Annotated in this window: 20 protein-coding genes and 1 pseudogene; 12 read left to right on the top strand and 9 right to left on the bottom strand. The window is 62.3% G+C overall.

Going from position 1 to position 19,297, the window contains the following annotated elements:
* Positions 1-308 precede the first annotated feature (308 nt).
* Together VN11_RS00230 and VN11_RS00225 are read left to right on the top strand one after the other, a co-directional pair.
* Positions 309-1,325, top strand: coding sequence for a class 1 fructose-bisphosphatase (locus VN11_RS00230; RefSeq protein WP_053448366.1), 1,017 nt, complete (start codon positions 309-311; stop codon positions 1,323-1,325).
* A 106-nt stretch (positions 1,326-1,431) separates the two neighbouring features.
* Positions 1,432-2,139 (top strand): 2OG-Fe(II) oxygenase, encoded by a 708-nt coding sequence (locus VN11_RS00225; RefSeq protein ID WP_053448365.1) that lies wholly within the window; start codon positions 1,432-1,434, stop codon positions 2,137-2,139.
* A gap of 90 nt (positions 2,140-2,229) precedes the next feature.
* Here VN11_RS00225 and VN11_RS00220 read toward each other — a convergent pair.
* The 3 genes and pseudogenes from VN11_RS00220 to VN11_RS00210 form a co-directional block, all read right to left on the bottom strand.
* Positions 2,230-3,084: pseudogene (locus VN11_RS00220) on the bottom strand (PA0069 family radical SAM protein); the annotation flags it as partial.
* A gap of 138 nt (positions 3,085-3,222) precedes the next feature.
* On the bottom strand, positions 3,223-3,792 hold the full coding sequence (locus tag VN11_RS00215; RefSeq protein WP_049453273.1) for a cyclin-dependent kinase inhibitor 3 family protein: 570 nt from the start codon (positions 3,790-3,792) through the stop codon (positions 3,223-3,225).
* 606 nt (positions 3,793-4,398) lie between these two features.
* Positions 4,399-4,692: an ArsR/SmtB family transcription factor gene (locus tag VN11_RS00210; protein ID WP_021202108.1), complete on the bottom strand. Its 294-nt coding sequence runs from the start codon at positions 4,690-4,692 to the stop codon at positions 4,399-4,401.
* A 244-nt stretch (positions 4,693-4,936) separates the two neighbouring features.
* Here VN11_RS00210 and VN11_RS00205 point away from each other — a divergent pair, with 244 nt between their 5' ends.
* Genes VN11_RS00205 through VN11_RS00190 form a run of 5 tightly spaced genes read left to right on the top strand, consistent with a single transcriptional unit; the run spans position 4,937 to position 7,885 of the window.
* Positions 4,937-5,806 carry an MBL fold metallo-hydrolase gene (locus VN11_RS00205; protein ID WP_197574817.1) on the top strand — a complete coding sequence of 290 codons (870 nt, stop codon included), beginning with the start codon at positions 4,937-4,939 and terminating at the stop codon, positions 5,804-5,806.
* Positions 5,803-6,243, top strand: coding sequence for a YeeE/YedE family protein (locus tag VN11_RS21700; protein ID WP_049453270.1), 441 nt, complete (start codon positions 5,803-5,805; stop codon positions 6,241-6,243). The genes VN11_RS00205 and VN11_RS21700 overlap by 4 nt, the downstream gene beginning before the upstream one ends.
* The gene (locus tag VN11_RS00200; protein WP_049453268.1) at positions 6,240-6,671 is read left to right on the top strand and encodes a YeeE/YedE family protein; all 432 of its coding nucleotides are present in this window, start codon (positions 6,240-6,242) and stop codon (positions 6,669-6,671) included. The genes VN11_RS21700 and VN11_RS00200 overlap by 4 nt, the downstream gene beginning before the upstream one ends.
* Positions 6,668-7,105, top strand: a complete 438-nt coding sequence (locus VN11_RS00195; RefSeq protein WP_049453266.1) for a TIGR01244 family sulfur transferase — start codon at positions 6,668-6,670, stop codon at positions 7,103-7,105. Before VN11_RS00200 ends, VN11_RS00195 begins: the two co-directional genes overlap by 4 nt.
* A gap of 18 nt (positions 7,106-7,123) precedes the next feature.
* On the top strand, positions 7,124-7,885 hold the full coding sequence (locus VN11_RS00190) for a sulfite exporter TauE/SafE family protein (RefSeq protein ID WP_080353444.1): 762 nt from the start codon (positions 7,124-7,126) through the stop codon (positions 7,883-7,885).
* Positions 7,886-7,957: 72 nt separating this feature from the next.
* Here VN11_RS00190 and VN11_RS00185 read toward each other — a convergent pair whose 3' ends face one another.
* The 3 genes from VN11_RS00185 to VN11_RS00175 all read right to left on the bottom strand — a co-directional run bounded on the left by VN11_RS00185 (position 7,958) and on the right by VN11_RS00175 (position 12,481).
* The gene (locus VN11_RS00185) at positions 7,958-9,229 is read right to left on the bottom strand and encodes a DUF2254 domain-containing protein (protein ID WP_049453264.1); all 1,272 of its coding nucleotides are present in this window, start codon (positions 9,227-9,229) and stop codon (positions 7,958-7,960) included.
* Between the two features lie 123 nt (positions 9,230-9,352).
* Positions 9,353-11,332, bottom strand: coding sequence for a BCCT family transporter (locus VN11_RS00180; RefSeq protein WP_049468424.1), 1,980 nt, complete (start codon positions 11,330-11,332; stop codon positions 9,353-9,355).
* A gap of 51 nt (positions 11,333-11,383) precedes the next feature.
* Positions 11,384-12,481 (bottom strand): hypothetical protein, encoded by a 1,098-nt coding sequence (locus VN11_RS00175; RefSeq protein WP_049453262.1) that lies wholly within the window; start codon positions 12,479-12,481, stop codon positions 11,384-11,386.
* 298 nt (positions 12,482-12,779) lie between these two features.
* Between VN11_RS00175 and VN11_RS21695 the strand changes: the two genes are divergently transcribed.
* The 3 genes from VN11_RS21695 to VN11_RS00165 all read left to right on the top strand — a co-directional run bounded on the left by VN11_RS21695 (position 12,780) and on the right by VN11_RS00165 (position 15,893).
* Complete coding sequence (locus VN11_RS21695) at positions 12,780-13,148, top strand: H-NS family nucleoid-associated regulatory protein (protein WP_049461414.1); 369 nt, start codon at positions 12,780-12,782, stop codon at positions 13,146-13,148.
* A 287-nt stretch (positions 13,149-13,435) separates the two neighbouring features.
* Positions 13,436-14,551: a serine hydrolase domain-containing protein gene (locus VN11_RS00170; RefSeq protein WP_049453260.1), complete on the top strand. Its 1,116-nt coding sequence runs from the start codon at positions 13,436-13,438 to the stop codon at positions 14,549-14,551.
* Between the two features lie 169 nt (positions 14,552-14,720).
* Positions 14,721-15,893: a serine hydrolase domain-containing protein gene (locus tag VN11_RS00165; RefSeq protein ID WP_049453258.1), complete on the top strand. Its 1,173-nt coding sequence runs from the start codon at positions 14,721-14,723 to the stop codon at positions 15,891-15,893.
* A 118-nt stretch (positions 15,894-16,011) separates the two neighbouring features.
* On the opposite strand, the gene chrA is transcribed toward VN11_RS00165, so the two are convergent.
* From chrA to arsH, 3 genes are read right to left on the bottom strand one after another with little or no spacing between them, the layout of a single operon-like run.
* A complete protein-coding gene (gene chrA, locus VN11_RS00160; protein WP_049453256.1) occupies positions 16,012-17,214 on the bottom strand; it encodes a chromate efflux transporter in 1,203 nt (400 codons plus the stop codon).
* 54 nt (positions 17,215-17,268) lie between these two features.
* The gene (gene arsC, locus VN11_RS00155; protein ID WP_049468421.1) at positions 17,269-17,688 is read right to left on the bottom strand and encodes an arsenate reductase (glutaredoxin); all 420 of its coding nucleotides are present in this window, start codon (positions 17,686-17,688) and stop codon (positions 17,269-17,271) included.
* Entirely contained in the window at positions 17,685-18,425 is a 741-nt protein-coding gene (gene arsH / locus VN11_RS00150) for an arsenical resistance protein ArsH (RefSeq protein WP_053448364.1), read from the bottom strand. The genes arsC and arsH overlap by 4 nt, the downstream gene beginning before the upstream one ends.
* Positions 18,426-18,464: 39 nt before the next feature.
* Here arsH and VN11_RS00145 point away from each other — a divergent pair, with 39 nt between their 5' ends.
* Together VN11_RS00145 and VN11_RS00140 are read left to right on the top strand one after the other, a co-directional pair.
* Complete coding sequence (locus VN11_RS00145; RefSeq protein WP_049453254.1) at positions 18,465-18,779, top strand: ArsR/SmtB family transcription factor; 315 nt, start codon at positions 18,465-18,467, stop codon at positions 18,777-18,779.
* A 25-nt stretch (positions 18,780-18,804) separates the two neighbouring features.
* Positions 18,805-19,296: an arsenate reductase ArsC gene (locus VN11_RS00140; protein ID WP_024957947.1), complete on the top strand. Its 492-nt coding sequence runs from the start codon at positions 18,805-18,807 to the stop codon at positions 19,294-19,296.
* The last annotated feature ends 1 nt before the right edge of the window (position 19,297 follow it).

Below are 19,297 nucleotides of genomic sequence, written 5' to 3'. Positions count from 1 at the left end.
CGCGAGGCGCCTTTGTTTTTTTGCATTTGCCCCTGCCTTTGCCACACCCACCGCGCTCGCGGCGAACCCTGAAGCGCGTGGGAGGGGGAGGCGATGCAGGACCGTTGGCGCCATGGATGGCGCCATCGAGCTTACATGGACGTACTTGCAGCGTGTCCTGCATCGCCTCCCCCTCCCACGAGCCTCGACAAAAGGAAGGCGCCACGAGCGCAACGCATCTGGAAACGATTACGCCTTCCCGCGGTCACGCACGCCCCCGCCAGACCGGCGACAATAGGCGTTTTCCCGCTGCCGAGACCTGCCCGCTCATGTCCCGTACTTCGTTGACCCGCTTCCTGATCCAGGAACAGCACGCCGGCCGCATCAATGCCGACCTGCGCCAGCTGATCGCGGTCGTCGCCCGCGCCTGCACCAGCATCTCCATCGCCGTCAGCAAGGGCGCCCTCGGCGGCGTGCTGGGCGAGGCCGGTACCGGCAACGTGCAGGGCGAAGCGCAGAAGAAGCTGGACGTCATCAGCAACGAGATCCTGCTCGAAGCCAACGCCTGGGGTGGCCACCTCGCCGCCTGCGCCTCGGAAGAAATGGACCACAGCCAGCCGGTGCCGGACATCTATCCGCGTGGCGACTTCCTGCTGCTGTTCGATCCCCTCGATGGCAGCTCCAACATCGACGTCAACGTCTCGGTCGGCACCATCTTCTCGGTGCTGCGCTGCCCGACCAACGTCGAACTGCCGGGCGATGACGCGTTCCTGCAGCCGGGCAGCAAGCAGATCGCCGCCGGCTACTGCATCTACGGGCCCAGCACCCAGCTGGTGCTGACCGTCGGCCATGGCACCCACGCTTTCACCCTGGACCGCGAGAAGGGCGAGTTCGTGCTGACCACCGAGAACATGCAGATCCCGGCGGCCACCCAGGAATTCGCCATCAACATGTCCAACCAGCGGCATTGGGAAGCGCCGATGCAGGCCTACGTCGGCGACCTGCTGGCCGGCAAGGAAGGCGCACGCGGCAAGAACTTCAACATGCGCTGGATCGCCAGCATGGTCGCCGACGTGCATCGCATCCTGACCCGCGGCGGCATCTTCATCTACCCGTGGGACAACAAGGACCCGTCCAAGGCCGGCAAGCTGCGCCTGATGTACGAAGCCAACCCGATGGGCCTGCTGGTCGAGCAGGCCGGTGGCGCCGCCTGGACCGGCCGCGAGCGCATCCTCGATATCCAGCCCGACCAGCTGCACCAGCGCGTGCCGGTGTTCCTCGGCTCGCGCGAGGAAGTGGCCGAAGCCGTGCGCTACCACCACGCGCACGACGACGCGCAGGGCTGAGGGCCGTCACCGACAACGGTCATGGCAGATCGATGACATGACCATGGGGTGACACCGAAGGCGGCAAACGGCACCATCGAGCCGTTGCCGCCTAAGGAATGCACGCATGCACGAGCAGGGCCCGGTCGATTTCATCGAAGTCATCCACAATGCCGTCCCCAGCGACGTCTGCGCGGCGATCGTCGAGCGCATGCGTGCAACGCGTGGCCTGCTGCCCGGTGCGGTGGGCAGTGGTGTGTTCCCGGAACTCAAGCACAGCAAGGATCTGCGCATCAGTGGACTGGACGGCTGGCAGGATGTCGACCAGCAGTTGCAGATCGCGGTATTCAACGGCCTGCTGACTTATCTACGCCGTTATCCACAGGCGTTGATCGCTCCGCTGATGTTGCAGATCCAGGACAGCAATGGCCAGCCGCGACGCCTGTCTGCCGAGGACTTCCCCGACATGCCGCAGCAGCAGCTGGCCGACCTGGCCCGCACCTGCCTGCGCCCGGGTGCGATCAACCTGCAGTGGTACGCGGCGGGCGAGGGCGGCTATCCGTACTGGCACTGCGAGCTGTACCCGAAGGACGCCCAGGCCGAGACCCTGCACCGGCACGTGTTGTGGACGCTGTACCTCAACGATGACTTCGAGGAAGGCGAAACCGAGTTCCTGTTCCAGGGCCGCAAGATCGCGCCGCGCACCGGCAGCCTGCTGATAGCCCCGACCGCGTTCACCCACACCCATCGCGGCAACCGGCCGCAGGGCGGCGACAAGTTCATCGCCACCAGCTGGATCCTGTTCCAGAGCGCGCAGAAGTTGTTTGGGGCGTAGCGTCGAGCTTGCTCGACTACGTTGTATTCCCCGTAGAGTCGAGCTTGCTCGACTGCTTTTCCGTCGCCAGTCGAGCAAGCTCGACGCTACTCAGAACAACGAGCCCTGCGGCGAATCCTTCTTCGGCGGCAATGGCTTCAGGAACCGGCTGCAATCCAGCTTCGGCCAGTGGCTGTTCTGTGCATTGAACCCGAGGCGCTTGCGCGCCAGCTTGAAGCGGTTGTTCAACAGGTCCGCATATACGCCTTCGCCGCGCATGCGCGTGCCGAACTGGCTGTCGTAGTCCTTGCCACCGCGCAGCTGCTGGATGGTGCTCATCACGTGCGCGGCGCGATCTGGATGATGGGTATCCAGCCAATCGCGGAACAGCGGCGCCACTTCCAGTGGCAGGCGCAGCAGCACGTAACCCGCAGTACTGGCGCCAGCGTCATGCGCGGCCTCCAGCACGGCTTCCAGTTCGCTGTCGTTGATCCATGGAATCACCGGCGCCACCATTACCCCGACCGGAATGCCGGCCTCATGCAGGCGCTTCATCGCGCGCAGCCGTGCATGTGGTGCCGATGCGCGCGGTTCCAGCTTGGCCGAGAGATGCGGGTCCAGCGAGGTCACCGAGAAATGCACGCTGACCAGGTTTTCCGCGGCCAGCGGCGCGAGCAGATCGATATCGCGCTCGACCAGCGCGTTCTTGGTGATCAACGAGAACGGATGCCTGGTTTCCAGCATCACTTCGATCAGCTGGCGGGTCAGCTTGAACTTGCGCTCGATCGGTTGGTACGCATCGGTGTTGATGCCCAGCGCGATCGGCTGCGGCACGTAACCCGGTTTCGACAGCTCCTTGCGCAGCAGTTGCGGCGCATTGGTCTTGGCGAACAACTTGGTCTCGAAATCCAGGCCCGGCGACAGGTTCAGATAGGCATGCGAGGGGCGCGCAAAGCAGTACGAGCAGCAACACTATATGTGTTTGGAGAAAAGTGTTCAGCGCTTCGCACTCTGGAGAGAAGCCCTCCACAGACTAACTGCGCAATACAGGCATCTTGTGCTCCAGCCCAAGGCAATGACGGGTAGGTTAGTGGGGTGTTGTGGCTAGCTCAGTCTCCGGGCTCCGCGATTAGACCAGTTCAGGATGAATTCCTCCTGCTCCGCCGTCTCCACCGCACCAGGTCGCACCGAGCGAACCTTAGCAATTGCATCGATGCCATCTGAGGCAAAGCCTGTTTCAATGAGGAGCATCGACGCCACGGTGCCGGCCCGACCCAGCCCGCCTTTGCAATGCACCACGATCCTGGTTCCAGACAAGAGCTTGGCTGCGAACTGTGGCCCTAGGGATCGCCATGGCCCAAGGAGTCGCGCGTCAGGAGCCGCACCATCTGTAATTGGCAGGCCGTACCACATCAAACCGTGGGCTCTGGCACGTTCCGCCAACGAGGTGATTCGCAGCTCCTCGAACTCCCACGGCTCAATCAACGTGATCAGGTGCTGTGCTCCCCACTCCGCGATCGACGCGAGGTCGACGTCCAGGTCTCGAGCCCAAGAGCCAGTCATTGCTACTTCCTGATGTTTTCCTGGTGCAAAGGTGACGCCGATCCCACCGCCGTTCGTGCCGACAGGTAAGGTGGCAATCTTCAGTGGATGGGAGATACTTGTTCTGCTCATTTGCGCTCTCCGAAATCAGTAGCCCTTTGGGGCGAGAAGCAAACGCTGCGCCCTTTTGATCTCAATGTCCATCTGTGAGCTTAGTGGTGCGGCCAAGGTCTAGTGGACGGCTCGCGCACGCTAGTGATCTAGGGGGAATGAGCCATGCACGGCCCTGTGCGCCTCGGGCTCCTCAGTTACTGATCGTATGCGTGCCGCCGCTAAGCGGACCGAGGGCCAAGTATCAGTAGCGACGACTTGGACGGCGACCCGTTACTTTTCTCTGGAATACAAAGTGACAGGGCCCCGTATGGGATGCACTGGTTCTCACGCTGCGGAATGCTTGTGCAGAGCCCTCGCCCTGAAAATCTCTACTCTCAGCAATGGGCAGCCTTTCGCGCCCAGATCTGGCTGCAGGCTCGACGTCGCTCGCCTCAATTTTCGGCGTCGCCGATGTCCGCTTCCGGCCATAAGCAGACATCCACCCCATCCCTGATAAACATCCCTAGGCCGCAGCAGACCTCGAGCCTGCTGCGGTCAATTGGTTTTGGGGCAGACTACGCCGATGGCCTAAATTCCCCTAGGTCAGTGAGTGTAGCCCGTCCCTTCTAGACGCCTTAGGCCACTTCAAGTTGATGTATCGTCCGCACAGAAGATCCCATGCATCGCGCCCAGCAGTGCTGCAACGCGCGGGTCTGCCATGCGGTAGACGATCGACCGCGATTCCCGTCGGGTCGCTACAAGCTTTCGTTGGCGGAGTTCGGCCAGTTGCTGGGAGAGCGCCGGCTGTCGGATGCCGGTGGCGTCCTCCAGTCCGCTCACCGTCATTTCACCTTGCGCGAGCTGGCACAGCAGCAACAGGCGGGAGGGAGTGGCCATGAAGCGCAGCAACTCGGCCACCTCGGGCACGCGCTCCTTCATCGTGGCTAGGTCTGACGGGCTGAATGGGGGGCTGGTCACGGGTAAGGGCAACTTGGCCGGGTGATGTGATGCAAACACCATGGGGAAGGCGTCCAGTCTAGCATTCTTCTATAGTTGCACACCTTATGTAACCATGTAAGTATTAAGCAACCAATCCCCCCCGGAGCCAGTCGTGAACCAATCCGTAGCGGTAGACGCCCCCTTGGAGCAGGCTGTCCGCGTCGTCAACGATGCGCGTGCCGGCCTGCTCCCCTCGCCTCATGTAAAGACCTTCTTCGATCCTGCCACTTTCACTGCCAGTCACGTCGTACGCGATCCATCTTCTTCAGCGTGCGCCATCATCGACAGCGTCCTTGACTTCGACATGGCCGCAGCCCGCACCTCCACTGCCTCCGCATCGGCGTTGGTGGACTACGTGCGGGCCGAGCGCCTACAGGTGCAATGGTTGCTGGAAACCCACGCGCATGCCGACCACCTCTCAGCAGCACCATGGCTGCGGGGCCAGGTGGGAGGTACGCTGGCCATCGGCGAGCGCATCACCACTGTCCAGGAAACCTTCGGCAAGGTCTTCAATGCCGGTACTGCGTTCAAGCGTGATGGCAGCCAATTCGATCACCTGTTCGCTGACGGTGCCTCCTTCCGCATCGGTAATCTGCAGGCGATGTCGCTGCACGTGCCAGGCCATACTCCCGCTTGTCTGGCGTACGTGATCGGCGACGCCGTATTTCCTGGAGACACGCTGTTCATGCCGGACTACGGCACCGCCCGATGCGACTTTCCAGGTGGCTCGGCTCGCCAGTTGTATCGCTCGATCCAGCGCCTTCTGTCCCTGCCCGACGCCACCCGCGTCTTCTTGTGCCATGACTACAAGGCCACCGGTCGAAACCATTTCGTATGGGAAACAACCATCCGTGCCGAAAGGACAACCAACCTGCATGTGCACGAGGGCGTGACCGAAGCCATGTTCGTGGAAATGCGGGAAGCCCGTGACGCGACGCTCCCGATGCCGCGACTGATCCTGCCTTCAGTGCAGGTCAACATGTGCGCCGGCCATCTGCCCGAACCCGAGGACAACGGCGTGCGCTACCTCAAGCTGCCGGTGGACCTGCTATGACGCTCTCTCATTTGGCTTGGTACTGGCCACTCGCTGGCGGTGCCATGATTGGAACAGCGGCCGGTGCCTATCTGGTCCTTCTCGGCCGCGTTGCCGGCATCTCGGGTCTACTTGCCAAGACACTGGGCATGCCGGGTGACGGCGGACGCGGGAGCGCAGCCCTATTCCTGGCGGGACTTGCCCTGGCGTCAGGCTTGGCATTGGCGGCCAGGCCCATACTATTGCCGGCGCTCTCCGCAAACGGAGCAGTGGTATTGGTGATTGCCGGACTGCTGGTGGGTTACGGAACTCGCCTTGGGGCGGGCTGTACCAGTGGACACGGTGTCTGCGGCCTGGGCCGGGCGTCGCCGCGGTCAGTGGTGGCGACCTGCGTGTTCATGCTCGTGGGCATGGCCACGGCGACCCTGGTACGGATTGTGGCGGGGGGCACGGCATGATCCGTCTCGCCGCGTTCCTGTGCGGCGCACTCTTCGGACTGGGACTGGTCGTATCCGGTATGGCCAACCCAGCCCGCGTGCTTGCTTTCCTTGATGTGAGCGACGCCTGGGACCCCTCCCTGGCGCTGGTCATGCTGGGCGCACTGATCCCTTCCGGCGCAGCCTACCTGTGGATACGCGCCCGCAGAACGCCGCTGCTTGCCGTATCGCTGCACATTCCCACCCATCGCATCATCGATCGGCGCCTGGTGATCGGTGCGGCGATATTCGGCCTGGGTTGGGGTCTGGCCGGACTATGTCCCGGCCCAGCCATCGCGTTGCTGGGAACCGGCCAGCCCTTCGCGATCATCTTCGCCACGGCAATGATCGCTGGCGTGCTCCTGCATGGCCACATTCACCGCCCCACTGCAACTACGGGAAAACCATGAACCTCAAGCCACTCTCCGCCAGCCTCAAGGTGTCCGGCCAGCTCCTGCCAAAGGACATTGAAGCCCTGAAGGAGCAGGGCTTTGCGAGCGTGATCTGCAACCGCCCCGACGATGAACAGCCGGAGCAGCCCAGTCACCATGCGCTGCAGGCCGCCTGCCACCAGGCGGGCATGCAGTTTGCCTATCTTCCTGCGCTGCCTGGCGTCATTACCGATGATCAGGTGCATACCTTTGCCAGGTTGATCGAAGCGCTGCCAAGCCCTGTTGCCGCGTACTGCAGAACCGGCACCCGTGCTGCGATGCTTTGGGCGCTGTCGGAAGTCGTTCACAATGGAGCGGCGTTTGACCACGTTCTGTCTGTTGCTTCGGATGCAGGCTATGACCTTTCTTCCATCGCAACACGGCTGCAGCAAGGCCCGGCGTCCGGCGACTGACATATGGAAGCGCTATCTCTGCTGCAGTTGGTTCTGGGCGGCCTGTCTGGCGTCCTGGTCGGCTTCGTCCTGGGCGTGGTCGGTGGGGGCGGATCCATCCTGGCGGTACCACTGATGCTCTACGTGGTCGGAGTGGGAGATCCGCATGTGGCTATCGGCACCAGCGCCCTGGCAGTAGCGGTCAATGCGGTGTCGAATCTGGTGATACATGCCCGTAGAGGGAACGTTCGCTGGCCTTGTGCCTCGGTCTTCGCTCTGGCGGGGATCGCGGGCGCATACCTGGGTTCCAGCTTGGGCAAGGCGTTCGACGGCAGGAGCCTGTTGGCGCTGTTTGCTGTGGCTATGATCGTTGTCGGCATCGCCATGCTTCGCAGGCGCAACACGCCTGGACTCACGGACGCGCGGCTCGGCAGAGGCAACGCGCCCGCGCTGATTGGGCTGGGCGCCACCGCCGGCGGGCTTTCTGGCTTCTTTGGCATTGGCGGAGGCTTTCTCATCGTGCCCGCACTGGTGGCCGCGACGGGCATGCCGATGATCGCCGCAGTCGGAAGCTCGCTCGTCGCCGTCGCCGCATTTGGCATGACCACCGCACTGAACTACGCGCGTACAGGTCTGGTCAACTGGAAGCTCGCGGCAGTTTTCGTCGTTGCCGGCGTGGCTGGCGGTATTGCAGGTGCAGCAACTTCGACGAAGCTGGCCAACTATCGTGGAGCTCTGAACACGGTATTTGCAGTACTGATCTTCATTACTGCCGCATACATGCTGTGGAAGGTGAGCTGACCGGATGTGCTCCAGACCACAGTCGAGCACTGATAGCCAGCGCAGCGCTTCAAGGGCTTTGATAGGAAGATACTACGAACGGCGGTCCACATCTTCCAGAGTCAAATAAGATGCGACGGCTCGAAGCGCCTCGCGATCAGCTTCGAAATCCATGGCCAATAGGCCGCGCTCCAACGCGATGCGGGCATGCGCCTGTGATGCGACTCTTGTCGCTTCATTCGAGGACCCTGCCAACGCTGCGAAGGCCTTCTGCAGCCGGATACTGACCTCCAGGGACGCGGCGGCATCCCTGGCAATCGGAGTGAACGCGTCCTCAAACATGTCGCGTACGTCGAGACACTGCACGTGCACGCGCGGATACAGCACCTCGCCTGTCGCAGCGTCCCCTGCGTGGCTGGACCATGCACAGAGCAGCCTGACACATGTCCCGATGACGTCGATGCAGGTCCCAGGGTCGTTCACCGCAGGTGACATGGCTCGCTGGGCAATTTCCGCAAGCACGACCAGTCCGAACCGTGGGTCATTCTCAATGGAGCGCGCGTCACTGAAGGAAATGGCTGAGATCACTTCACTCTGCACGTCCGGAAGTGGATTTCCCTCGATGGCTATCAAGGGACGGGCCGGAGTTGCGAACGTACCCGGCTGGCAGAGCAGATGAACGCGCAGATCATGTTCCTGTGCAATGCCGTCGATCCGGGCGACGTCCACATGTTCAACGTAGGCAACCTGATCGCCAACCAGCAGTACCGCCCCCTCCCCTACCGGGACAGCACTGGCTCCGCCGAGCCGAGGCTCCGCGGCGCGGCGCTTCATTGCCGCTTTGGTCGCCCGCTCCACCAGATCGATGGTTTCGCCAACGCGGCCAAAGCGTGAGAACTGCTCGATAGCCCTGAGCAACGTCACTGTGATGACAATGATGACCGCGATGGTTGCCCCGAACAGCACAAGCCGGCCGCTGTCCCCGTAGATGCCGGTGCTGAGCGCGATGAGGCCCACGATCGAGAACAGGAAGGCACCAATGAAGGTGGCCAGCGCACCTTGGGCCCGGGCGTCTTCGATCAGCAGGCGGGCCGCGCGCGGGGTGGCGCTGCTGGATGCGGAGCCGTATGCCGAGACCATGGTGGACAGCGAGAAGGTGGTGACCGTCAGCATTGACGCGGCAAGTATGCCAAGGATGTTGCCGACGGAATCTGCGCCGATCCGTGCGGCAAGGCCAACGGGAATGAGGAACTTCAGGAACGCGCCGGCCAACGCCGTGATGATGCCCAGGGCGCCATACAGGGTCGAACGGAACCACATCCGCTTGGTAACTTTGCTGGCTGCGAGCCTCAGTCGGGTGAGCATGGGCTACTTCCTGGGCAGTTCGACCATCAATAGCACGGTCGGGTGCCGAGGCCACGTCAAAGGCAGGGTCATGCCCGGCCCAAGGCAGATGCCGCCCCTCCGGGCGGCATCTGTGTACGGATTCTACGAGCGCACCTTGTCCAGGAACTGACGGTGGCGTTCGTATTGATCGAGCACATCGTGGATGAGCTGAACCTTGGTCCACCCCATGACGTCGTAGTCCTGCCCGCCCTCCCGCAGATAGACCTCCGCACGGTAATGACGGGTGCCCTCGCTGACCGGCCGACGGGGATCCTGCAGGGCGAACGTCGGCGGCTCATAGGGCTGGGGCCGTACGGAGTAGAAGAAGTCCATCTCCTCGCCATGGCCAACCTGTAGCCACGCACGACCATCCTCTCCCTTGGAGACCTGGACCGGCAGATCCTGCTTGCGAAGCTCAGCAGCAACCTCTTCCAATGCAGGAATGACGCGCTGCTCGATGAAGCCGGTCACCTCGATCTTCAACGGGTTGTGCGCCAGCAGGCGCAGGCGCGCCCGCCAATCCTCGCTGGTGCCCGGCAGGATACGTGCCTCCCGCAGGATCGAGCGCTTGGTGGCATCCAGATGCATGGCCTTCAGCAGTCCCCAGCACATCAGGATCATGACGATCGTAAATGGCAACGCGCTGGCAATGGTGGCTGCCTGCAACGATTCCAGCCCGCCGGCCACCAGCAGGGCAATCGCCAGGCCGCCGACCAGCAGCGCCCAGAAGATTCGCTGCCAGACCGGTGATTCCTCCTCACCCTTCGAGGTGAGCATGTCGATTACCAGGGCACCGGAGTCCGCTGAGGTTACGAAGAACAGCGCAACCAGGATGACCGCCAGCGAAGAGGTCAGCATGGTCAGCGGCAGGTGCTCCAGGAACTCGAAGAGCGCCATCGAGCTGTCGGTTGAGACCGCCTGCACCAACTGCTGGATTCCCTCCGCCCGCACCATGTGCAACGCGGTGTTGCCGTAGATGGTCATCCACAGGAATGTGAAGCCAAGCGGTACGAGCAGCACCCCCACCACGAACTCACGGACGGTGCGTCCACGTGAGATGCGCGCGATGAACATGCCAACGAAGGGCGACCACGCAATCCACCAGCCCCAGTAGAACAGCGTCCAGCCACCCAGCCAACCCGTGGGTTCGTAGGCATAAAGGTTGAAGGTCATCGAGAACAGCTGGGAAACGTACATGCCGGTGTTCTGCACCAGTGCCTGCATCAGGTGCACGGTGGGTCCACAGACCAGCACGAAGGCCAGCAGCGCCGCCGCCAGGATCATGTTGAGCTCGGACAACCTGCGTACGCCGCTGTCCAGGCCAGCCACGACCGATCCGGTGGCCACCAGTGTGATGACGGTGATCAAGCCAACCTGGGCGAGCGTACTGACCTCCAGGCCGAACAGGTAGTTCAGGCCGGCGTTGATCTGCATGACGCCCAGCCCCAGCGAGGTGGCGAGGCCGAAGATGGTACCCAGCGCGGCAAACGTGTCTACGGCATGTCCCAACGGGCCGTGGATACGGTCGCCGATGAGCGGATACAGCGCGGAGCGGACACGCAGCGGGAGATTGTGTCGGTACGCAAAGTACGCCAGCGACAGCGCTACCACCGCGTAGATCGCCCATGCGTGGATGCCCCAGTGGAAGAAGGTGATGCGCATTGCCTGGCGGGCAGCGGCGGCGGACTCAGGCGAACCAACCGGCGGCGTGGCGTAGTGCATGATGGGCTCGGCAACGCCGAAGAACATCAGACCGATGCCCATGCCGGCAGCGAACAACATTGCGAACCAGGAGCCGTAGCTGTAGTCCGGCGTACTGTGGTCAGGGCCGAGCTTGATGCGGCCGTAACTGCTGATGGCGACGCCGACGACGAAGACCAGGAAGCCGGCTACTGCAAGGATGGTGAACCAACCTGCATCATTGGCGGCCCATGACTTGGCCGCGGTGAACCACCGCGTGGCCATTTCGGGCGCGAAGGCGGCAAGCGCCAGCAGCGCGATGACGATGGCTGCCGTGGGAATGAACACCTGCGGAAGGATCCGCTGGCGAACGGGGGGATGTTGCGGAGCCGTGCTCTGCATGGATACCTCCGTGTTATTGGGTGGAAAAACCTGCGGCTTGCGCGAGGCCGATCAGAAGTAGAAGCCGATATTGAGGTTCAGCCGCGAATGCCAGCTGGAAGGGCCTCCTTCGTCGATGCCGATACCATCACCACCAGCAAACCACATGTTGCGGCCAGCGATCCAGTCGACATAGGTGAGCATGATGCCTTTCTGCAGGCTGCAACCGGTCACGTTCTGCCACGAATCACGAAGGCCCGCGCGGTGCCCGACCGGGCGGGTCATGCTGAGGTTGTTATAGCAGGTGATGTCATCCAGCCAGCCCTTCTGGCCGAACGAATAGGCGATGTTGGCGCTTGGCACATCCGCCTGCGCTGCAACCTGGAAGGGGGATTGGAACGCCGACATTGCGATGCGATCTCCGGGCACGGCATACCGGTACCGCGCCCACTGCAACTGCGCGGTCCAACCATCGCGCTGCCACTGTGCGTGGAGGGCCGCGCCCTGATGACCGTAGTGACGCCGTGTCTGAGTGTTCTGCACCTTGCCAGCAAACGCTGATGCGCCCAGCAACAGTTCGCCGCCGCCCCAGTCGCGCGCGCTCTCCACGCGTGCATGCAGTCGTTGCCGCTCGCGATACGGCAACGCCTCGGTCTGCGCGACATCAAAGGAGTAGCGATCGTAGCGAGCCCCGGACCCGTATTCGTCTCCGGAGAACCAGCCAAGATGCCAAGTTGTGCTGCCGCTGCGGTGAATCACCACAAGGCCCGGATCGTAATCATCCTCGATGCCCAGGTAGTAGCCGGAGCCGAACCAGAAACTCTGCGAAACGGTGGGGAGCAGCCCGAACGGGACTTGCTGGATACCTGCCTTGAGCTGGGTAGCATCGGAGAACTGCCAGCCCGCGTAGGCGTGATGCACGGCGTCGAAGCCATCGTACCAGCGGTATTGGGCAGAGAAGGAAAACGGTCCGGTTCCAGCGTCAAGGTCTGCACGCAGCAGTTCAAGCTGCAGGCGGCTGGTCGGCCCGTAGTCGAGCCAGCCATAGTTGAACCTGACGGCGCCTCCTGGATCAAAGTAAGGATCTCTATGGAGGTTATCCTCAGAAGCATCTGCAGCCAGCGAAGTTCCCGCCAACGCGGCAGCGACAATGAAGGGAATTGATCTCACGGTTATGCGCCTTGCCTCCCTGATCTGCTACGGAAAGCGCTTGAGTCTAACGTCGATTCATCCAATGCCTCAAACTGGCGATCTCAAAGAACTCTTGGCGACACCACAGCAATCACTCACTGCGCGTCTTTAGTCCTCAGGTCCATATGCCACGTGAAAATCATGTGCAGTGAGAGAGTAGCTAACACGATAAACTTTTTAGTAGTCGATCCTGAGATTGAGCGACTCATAGTGGACATGGAGTGACACGCAATGTCATTTGAGAATAGGCTAGGGCCTCGACATCGGGGAAGAATTCATGACTATTGATATCAGCGGCCTTTCTGCCAAGGAACTTCGCTCACTGATTGCTCAGGCGGAGAAGCAGCAGTCCAAAGTGCTGTCACGCCCTAAGGCCACAGCGATGCGCGCCAAGATCAACAAGTACGTCAAGGATCATGGATACACGATAGAGGAACTCTACGGCGCTTCAGTGATCGTGCCCTCCGAAACCGCCAAGAAGCGAGGTGATCGGAGGCCTGCCAAATCGACAGTGCCCAAGATCGCTCCCAAGTACCGCAATCCTGCAGTGCGCGGCCAGACGTGGTCCGGTCGAGGGCGGCAACCGCGATGGATAGCCGAGCTGGTAGCAAGCGGAAAATCACTGAATGACTTCCTGATCAAGTAGTGATAGCGAGGTAGCCGCACACCGGTACCGCAGCAAGTCCTGAGAATCATTAGTCATCAGATCGAACAGGATGCTGGTGCGCGGAATGCCCTGCCAGGTAGGCGATCAAAGATTTCAGCTAGTCGCAGTTGATGTGACAGCGGGCGAACAGCAGGCGCTCCACCTTATTGTGAGCATGACTCTTTGCACTGTCGTGCCCGGGTGCCTGGGCCTAAGGTTGCCGGCCGGCATCGGTTCCGTCGGCACTCGCCAATCCATTTTCCAGACGACCTGGCCCAGGGAAATCTATGCTGCCTGCACTCTTGCGCACCGCCTTGCTGACCGTTGCCCTGTCGGCATGGCTTCCAGCCCAGGCGCTTGCGGCCGGTTCTCTTAAGGCAGCCAACAGCAAGGCCAGGGCCTTCATCCAGCAGGCCATGCAGGAGCACCGGATTCCGGGCCTCCAGTTGGCAGTGGTGCAATATGGGAAAGTAGTGCTGCTGGAGAACTACGGGTTCGCCAATGTCGAGAACCGGGTGCCTGTTACCGGCAAGACGCTGTTTCCGATCAACTCGGCCACCAAGTCGTTCACCGGCGTAGCCATGATGCAACTGGTCCAGGACGGGCGGGTGGACCTGGACGCCCCCTTGTCACGCTATTTGGACGATGTGCCCGCGACCTGGCGTGGGGTGCGGATCCGGCAGCTGCTGGGGCATACATCAGGCCTTCCGGAGATCATCGACTCGCAGGGGGCCTTTGGCGGTGCGACGGAGCCGGAGGCATGGAGCGCGGTCGAGGCTCGGCCTCTGGAGGTATCGCCAGGCGAACAGTTTTCGTACAACCAGACCAACTACGGCCTGCTGTCGCGGATCATCGTCAAGTTGAGCGGGCAACCGTACGAGCGATTCGTGACGCAGCGACAGTTCGATGTGGCGGGCATGCCCTCCACCACGTTCGGTGACAGCTATGACCTGGTTGCCGGAGCCGCCACGATCTACAGCGTGTCGCCGCGGGGCTCGCTGGCACCGGACGACGGTGAGCGCCTGTCGCATTGGATTTATGAAATGCCCTACAGCCTGTGGGCGGGTGGCGGAATCCAGACGACGGCCGAAGAGCTGTCGCGCTGGATCATTGCGCTGTCGCAGGACCAGTTGATCGATGATGCACATGTCCAGCGCATGTGGCAGCAAGAGCCACTGAACAGCGGGGCGAAAAGCGATTGGGCCTTAGGCTGGCCGGTGTTGAAGGCTGATCGCCCGCGCCAGGTCGCAGGCATTGGCGGTGCCCGCGCGGCATTCGTCGTCTACCCGGACGAAGACTTGGCCGTGATCGTGCTGACCAATCTTGCCGGTGCGAACCCGCAGCGGTTTGTTCGACGCATCGGCGAGTTCTACCAGTCGCGGACGAACGACTCCACCCATTGATGCCGACGAAGCTCCGGGACGACGTGTGCTTTCGACACGAAGCGGACGTCCACACGCACACCTTCTGGCTGGCGCCAGGGGCGGCCGCCGCGAGAACAGGGACAGGTGTGCGGCCCTCGGTGTTCGGCTATCTTGAGAGTTCTTGCCACAACCCTTCAAGCACAGACGCATGCAAGCGATTTCGAGGATTGTTCGAAACGGGCGGTGGCTCAACTACTTCGTATTGTCCGTCGTGTTCTTGGCTGCCGGCTGCAAGGGCGAGCATGTGCCGGCAAAGGATCTCGGGGCGGACCTCGATGAGGTGGCCGCAACACTGATACAGCAGCCATTGCTCCACTCAACCTCGATCGCAGTCGTATATCGGGGCCAGGAATTCATCCGTCATCGCGGCAACATGGAAGCCGGCAGGCTGAGCCCTCCGACCGACGCGACCCTCTACGAAATCGGTTCGTTGAGCAAGACCATGGCAGGGACCCTGATGGCCAATGCCGTCCTGGAGCGCAGGCTGGGGCTGGACGACGATGTCCGGGAGTATCTGCACGGCAATTATCCGAACCTGCAGTACAAGGGCGACCCCATCCGCATCCGTCACCTGCTGTCGCATACGAGCGGTCTTCCGAACATGTTGCCGGAACGCGCGAACACGGTGCTCGCGGACTTCACCGATCAGCGTACGCCTCGTGAACTCAATGCCATTTACGCCGGCTATGGCAAGGCGGATTTCTTCAGGGACCTGCATGCCGTCGAGATTCACCAGGTGCCCGGAAAGGATTACGCCTACTCCAGTGCTGGAACCCAACTGGCGGCGCATATTCTGGAGACGGTTTACAAGAGCGACTATGAGTCGCTGTTACGCGAATTCTTCCGCGATTCCGCGGCAATGGCGGACCTCAGAATCAGGCTGGGCGATGCTGAGGCGCCCCGGCTTGCGGTCGGCTACCACAGTGACAACGCGGTACCGACCTCGCCCATGCCGGAGTTGCCTTGGGGAGCATCGGGGAACGTAAAGGCGACCGTTCCGGAAATGGTGAAGTTCCTCAAGTTCCAGCTGGCCGGTGGGCCCGTCGTGACGGAATCACACCGTACTCTTGTCGAATTCGATTCCGAGTTCAGCATCGGCTATTTCTGGAACATCGTCGGCGGCGACCACTTGAAGGGCACCTACTATGCCCATCATGGTGGTGTGCCCCGCTCGCAGTGCTATATCTACATCATGCCGAAGTATGACCTTGGCATTTTCGTCATCACCAACCAGAGCGGCGACAAGACTGCCCACGCCATGGAGGCGGCGATCAATACACTGGTCGAGAGAATAGTCGCGCGAGATAACATCTCTAGCTAGGGCCTGTCACGTTCGCGTCCTGCGACTCGACTTGACCGAGGGATTGTGAATGACCGCTGCTGGCCAGAAGCAGACGTTATGTTGTGCTGCAGAGGCGCGCCTGATTGACCTGGCGGCGTTACCGTGGCAGGGCCCAGGTCGTCATGGCAGCCAGCAACACAACCAAGATCGGCGGTGTACGCGCGAGGGCCAGTAGCCCGAACGCAACCAGCGCCATCGCGGCATCCCATCGGTCATGGATCGCACTCGTCCACACCGGGTTGTACAACGCAGCCAGCAGAATCCCGACCACCCCGGTGTTGACGCCAGCAATCGAAGCTTGCAAACCCTTTCGGTGGCGCAGGGCCTCCCAGAACGGCAGCGCCCCCACGAGCACAAGAAAGGCTGGCAGGAAAATGACTGCCAACAGCACAAGGCCTCCAAGCCAGCCACCCAGCGGCCCCTTGGCCAGGGCTCCCAAGTACGCCGCGAAAGTGAAGAGAGGGCCTGGCACCGCCTGCGCCGCACCGTACCCAGCGAGCAGATCCGCAGTGGTCACCGTGCCGCTTTGGACAACCGCGGTCTGCAGCAACGGCAGTACGACATGGCCGCCGCCAAAGACCAAGGCACCAGCACGGTACGTCCCCTCCAACAGCACAGCCAACGGGGAGCCACTAGCCACCACCCACACAGGCAGCAGAACAAGCGGCAGCACCAACAGCATCAGCGCTACCGAGCCCGTTCTTCGCGAGACGGGATAGCTGCAAGCTAACTGGCCCTGGGCAGGCTCGATTTTCAGCGCCCAGCGACCGAGCAGGCCGCTGCAGATGATCACCACCATCTGGCCGAAGACCGAGGGCAGTGCTAGCGTCAATACGGCGGCGACAAGCGCCATCCCTGCCCGCAGGCGGTCCGGGCATAGGGTCCGGGCCATTCCCCATACAGCCTGCGCCACCACGGCAACTGCAACGATCTTCAGGCCATGCAGCCAACCGGATTCGAGGATGCCTTGGTATCGAGCAACGCCAAATCCGAACAGGATCATCAGTACGGCCGATGGCAGGGTAAAACCTGCCCAGGCGGCCAGCAGGCCAAGCCAGCCGGCGCGAGCCAAGCCCAGCGCCATCCCAACCTGGCTGCTGGCTGGGCCTGGCAGTAACTGGCACAAGGCCACCAGATCCGAGTAGCTACGGTCCGTCAGCCACCGGCGGCGCTCGACAAACTCGAGGCGGAAGTAGCTCAGATGGGCGATCGGGCCGCCGAACGAGGTCAGTCCCAGTCGTAGGAACACCAGGAAGACACGCCACGCACTTTCGCTTTTTGCGGGATGGAGCGTTGGCATGGGGCAGGATCTCCGGTTGTTCTCAAAGGCGGCCAGCCCGGCCCAGCACCCAGACTAGGTCGCCGGGCTTCCCCTGTGCTCGGCCACCAACTCTCCATCTTCCTTCCGGAATGGTCCGGGAAGCTTCGGCAGGATATCCAGCACCAGTTCGGAAGGGCGGCACAGGCGCGTGCCATTATCGGTTTGCACGAAAGGACGATTGATGAGTATTGGGTGCGCCAGCATGGCATCAAGCAGCGCGTCGTCGCTCAGTGCCGCATCGCCCAGTGCCAGCTCGTCATAAGGAGTGCCCTTCTGCCGGAGGGCGTCGCGCACGCTCAAGCCCGCGGCCCTGATGAGGTCGCCCAGGCGCGCGCGGCTGGGCGGGTGGGCCAGGTAGTCGATCACTTCCGGCTCGATCCCGGCGAAGCGGATCATCGCCAGGGTGTTGCGCGAGGTGCCGCACTTGGGGTTGTGGTAGATGACCGCGTTCACGCACTTTCCTCCTCGTTCAAAACAGTTTCCACCACCCCTGCAGCGGCCGCCAGCGCCGCCGCCTCGATGGCCCCCTTGCGCTCGCTGTAACGGTCCACCAGGTAGTCGGTGCGCCCACGTACCAGCAGGGTGAACTTGACCAGTTCCTCCATGACGTCCACCACGCGATCGTAGTACGCCGAGGGTTTCATTCGACCTTCGTCGTCGAACTCCTGCCAGGCCTTGGCGACCGAGGACTGGTTGGGGATCGTCACCATCCGCATCCACCGGCCGAGCACACGCAGCGCGTTGACGACGTTGAACGACTGCGAACCGCCGCAGACCTGCATCACGGCCAGCGTGCGGCCTTGGGTGGGGTGCACGCTGCCCTCTTCCAGTGGCAGCCAGTCGATCTGGTTCTTGAATACCGCGGTAAGGGTGCCATGGCGTTCCGGGCTGACCCACACGTGTCCCTCCGACCACAGCGAGGCCTGGCGCAGCTCCTGCACCTTTGGGTGGGTCGCTGGCACCGAGTCAAGCATCGGCAGCTCATGTGGATCGAACAGGCGGGTTTCCGCCCCGAGCTGTTCCAGCAGCCGCTGCGCCTCCAGCGCCAGCTTGCGACTGAACGACTGAGGTCGCAGCGACCCGTACAGGATCAGGATGCGCGGGCGGTGCGGCTGCGCGGCCGGGTCGTTGAGCTTGGTGGCCGTCGGGATGTCCAAGGCACCTGGGACCAAGTTGGGGATCTGCTGCACGGGGTTGTCCTACGGAATCGATTCTATTATTCTAGAATCATGGAACATAACGCTGCAACCCGCGCTCTTGCTGCCTTGGGCCACGCCACCCGCCTGTCGATCTTCCGCCTGCTTGTACAGGCCGGCAGAGGCGGCAAGCTGGCCGGTGACATTGCCCAGACGCTCTGCTTGCCTGGTGCCACGCTCTCCTTCCACCTGAAGGAACTGTTGGCTGCGGGCCTGATCAGCGCCGAGCAACGTGGTCGGACGATCTGCTACCGGGCCGAGTTCGAGGCGATGACCGCATTGGTGGCCTATCTCACGGAGAACTGTTGTGCCGACGAACAGGCCTGCGAACGACCCGCTGGCTGCTGACCAACCCACCTTAGAGATTGCTCAGATGACCCGTCGCGTCCTGTTCTTGTGTACCGGTAATTCCGCTCGCAGCGTGTTGGCCGAATCGACCCTGAAAAAGTGGGGCCAAGGCCGCTACGAGTCCTTCAGCGCCGGCAGCCAGCCGGCCGGCCGCGTCAACCCGTTTGCCATTGCTCAGTTGCAGCGCGAGGGTTTCCCGGTGGACGGCCTTCGCAGCAAGTCGTGGGACGAGTTCGCCGAAGCGGATGCCGCGCCGATGGATCTGATCGTCACCGTCTGCGACAGCGCGGCAGCCGAGGCATGCCCGGTAGTGTTCGGCGACTTTGTACGGGTGCACTGGGGCCTGTTCGATCCGGCCGGCGTTGAAGGCTCGGACGGACAGAAAGCCGAAGCGTTCGATCGCGCGCACCAGATCATCAAGGCGCGCCTGAAGGCGTTTCTGGAGATCTCAGACAGCGTCTGGGATGACAGCGAGGCCCTCAAGGCCCGGCTCGACCCGATCGCACAGATCAACTGAC

This window comes from Stenotrophomonas maltophilia (assembly GCF_001274595.1).
In the GTDB taxonomy this organism is placed as follows: domain Bacteria; phylum Pseudomonadota; class Gammaproteobacteria; order Xanthomonadales; family Xanthomonadaceae; genus Stenotrophomonas; species Stenotrophomonas forensis.
This window is presented reverse-complemented; position numbering and strand designations above follow the sequence as displayed.

Coding starts and splice junctions, on each gene's coding strand:
- VN11_RS00230 (WP_053448366.1), top strand. CDS start 309: ATGTCCCGTACTTCGTTGACCCGCTTCCTGATCCAGGAACAGCACGCC.
- VN11_RS00225 (WP_053448365.1), top strand. CDS start 1,432: ATGCACGAGCAGGGCCCGGTCGATTTCATCGAAGTCATCCACAATGCC.
- VN11_RS00215 (WP_049453273.1), bottom strand. CDS start 3,792: ATGAGCAGAACAAGTATCTCCCATCCACTGAAGATTGCCACCTTACCT.
- VN11_RS00210 (WP_021202108.1), bottom strand. CDS start 4,692: ATGAAGGAGCGCGTGCCCGAGGTGGCCGAGTTGCTGCGCTTCATGGCC.
- VN11_RS21700 (WP_049453270.1), top strand. CDS start 5,803: ATGACGCTCTCTCATTTGGCTTGGTACTGGCCACTCGCTGGCGGTGCC.
- VN11_RS00200 (WP_049453268.1), top strand. CDS start 6,240: ATGATCCGTCTCGCCGCGTTCCTGTGCGGCGCACTCTTCGGACTGGGA.
- VN11_RS00195 (WP_049453266.1), top strand. CDS start 6,668: ATGAACCTCAAGCCACTCTCCGCCAGCCTCAAGGTGTCCGGCCAGCTC.
- VN11_RS00185 (WP_049453264.1), bottom strand. CDS start 9,229: ATGCTCACCCGACTGAGGCTCGCAGCCAGCAAAGTTACCAAGCGGATG.
- VN11_RS00180 (WP_049468424.1), bottom strand. CDS start 11,332: ATGCAGAGCACGGCTCCGCAACATCCCCCCGTTCGCCAGCGGATCCTT.
- VN11_RS21695 (WP_049461414.1), top strand. CDS start 12,780: ATGACTATTGATATCAGCGGCCTTTCTGCCAAGGAACTTCGCTCACTG.
- VN11_RS00170 (WP_049453260.1), top strand. CDS start 13,436: ATGCTGCCTGCACTCTTGCGCACCGCCTTGCTGACCGTTGCCCTGTCG.
- VN11_RS00165 (WP_049453258.1), top strand. CDS start 14,721: ATGCAAGCGATTTCGAGGATTGTTCGAAACGGGCGGTGGCTCAACTAC.
- chrA (WP_049453256.1), bottom strand. CDS start 17,214: ATGCCAACGCTCCATCCCGCAAAAAGCGAAAGTGCGTGGCGTGTCTTC.
- VN11_RS00145 (WP_049453254.1), top strand. CDS start 18,465: ATGGAACATAACGCTGCAACCCGCGCTCTTGCTGCCTTGGGCCACGCC.
- VN11_RS00140 (WP_024957947.1), top strand. CDS start 18,805: ATGACCCGTCGCGTCCTGTTCTTGTGTACCGGTAATTCCGCTCGCAGC.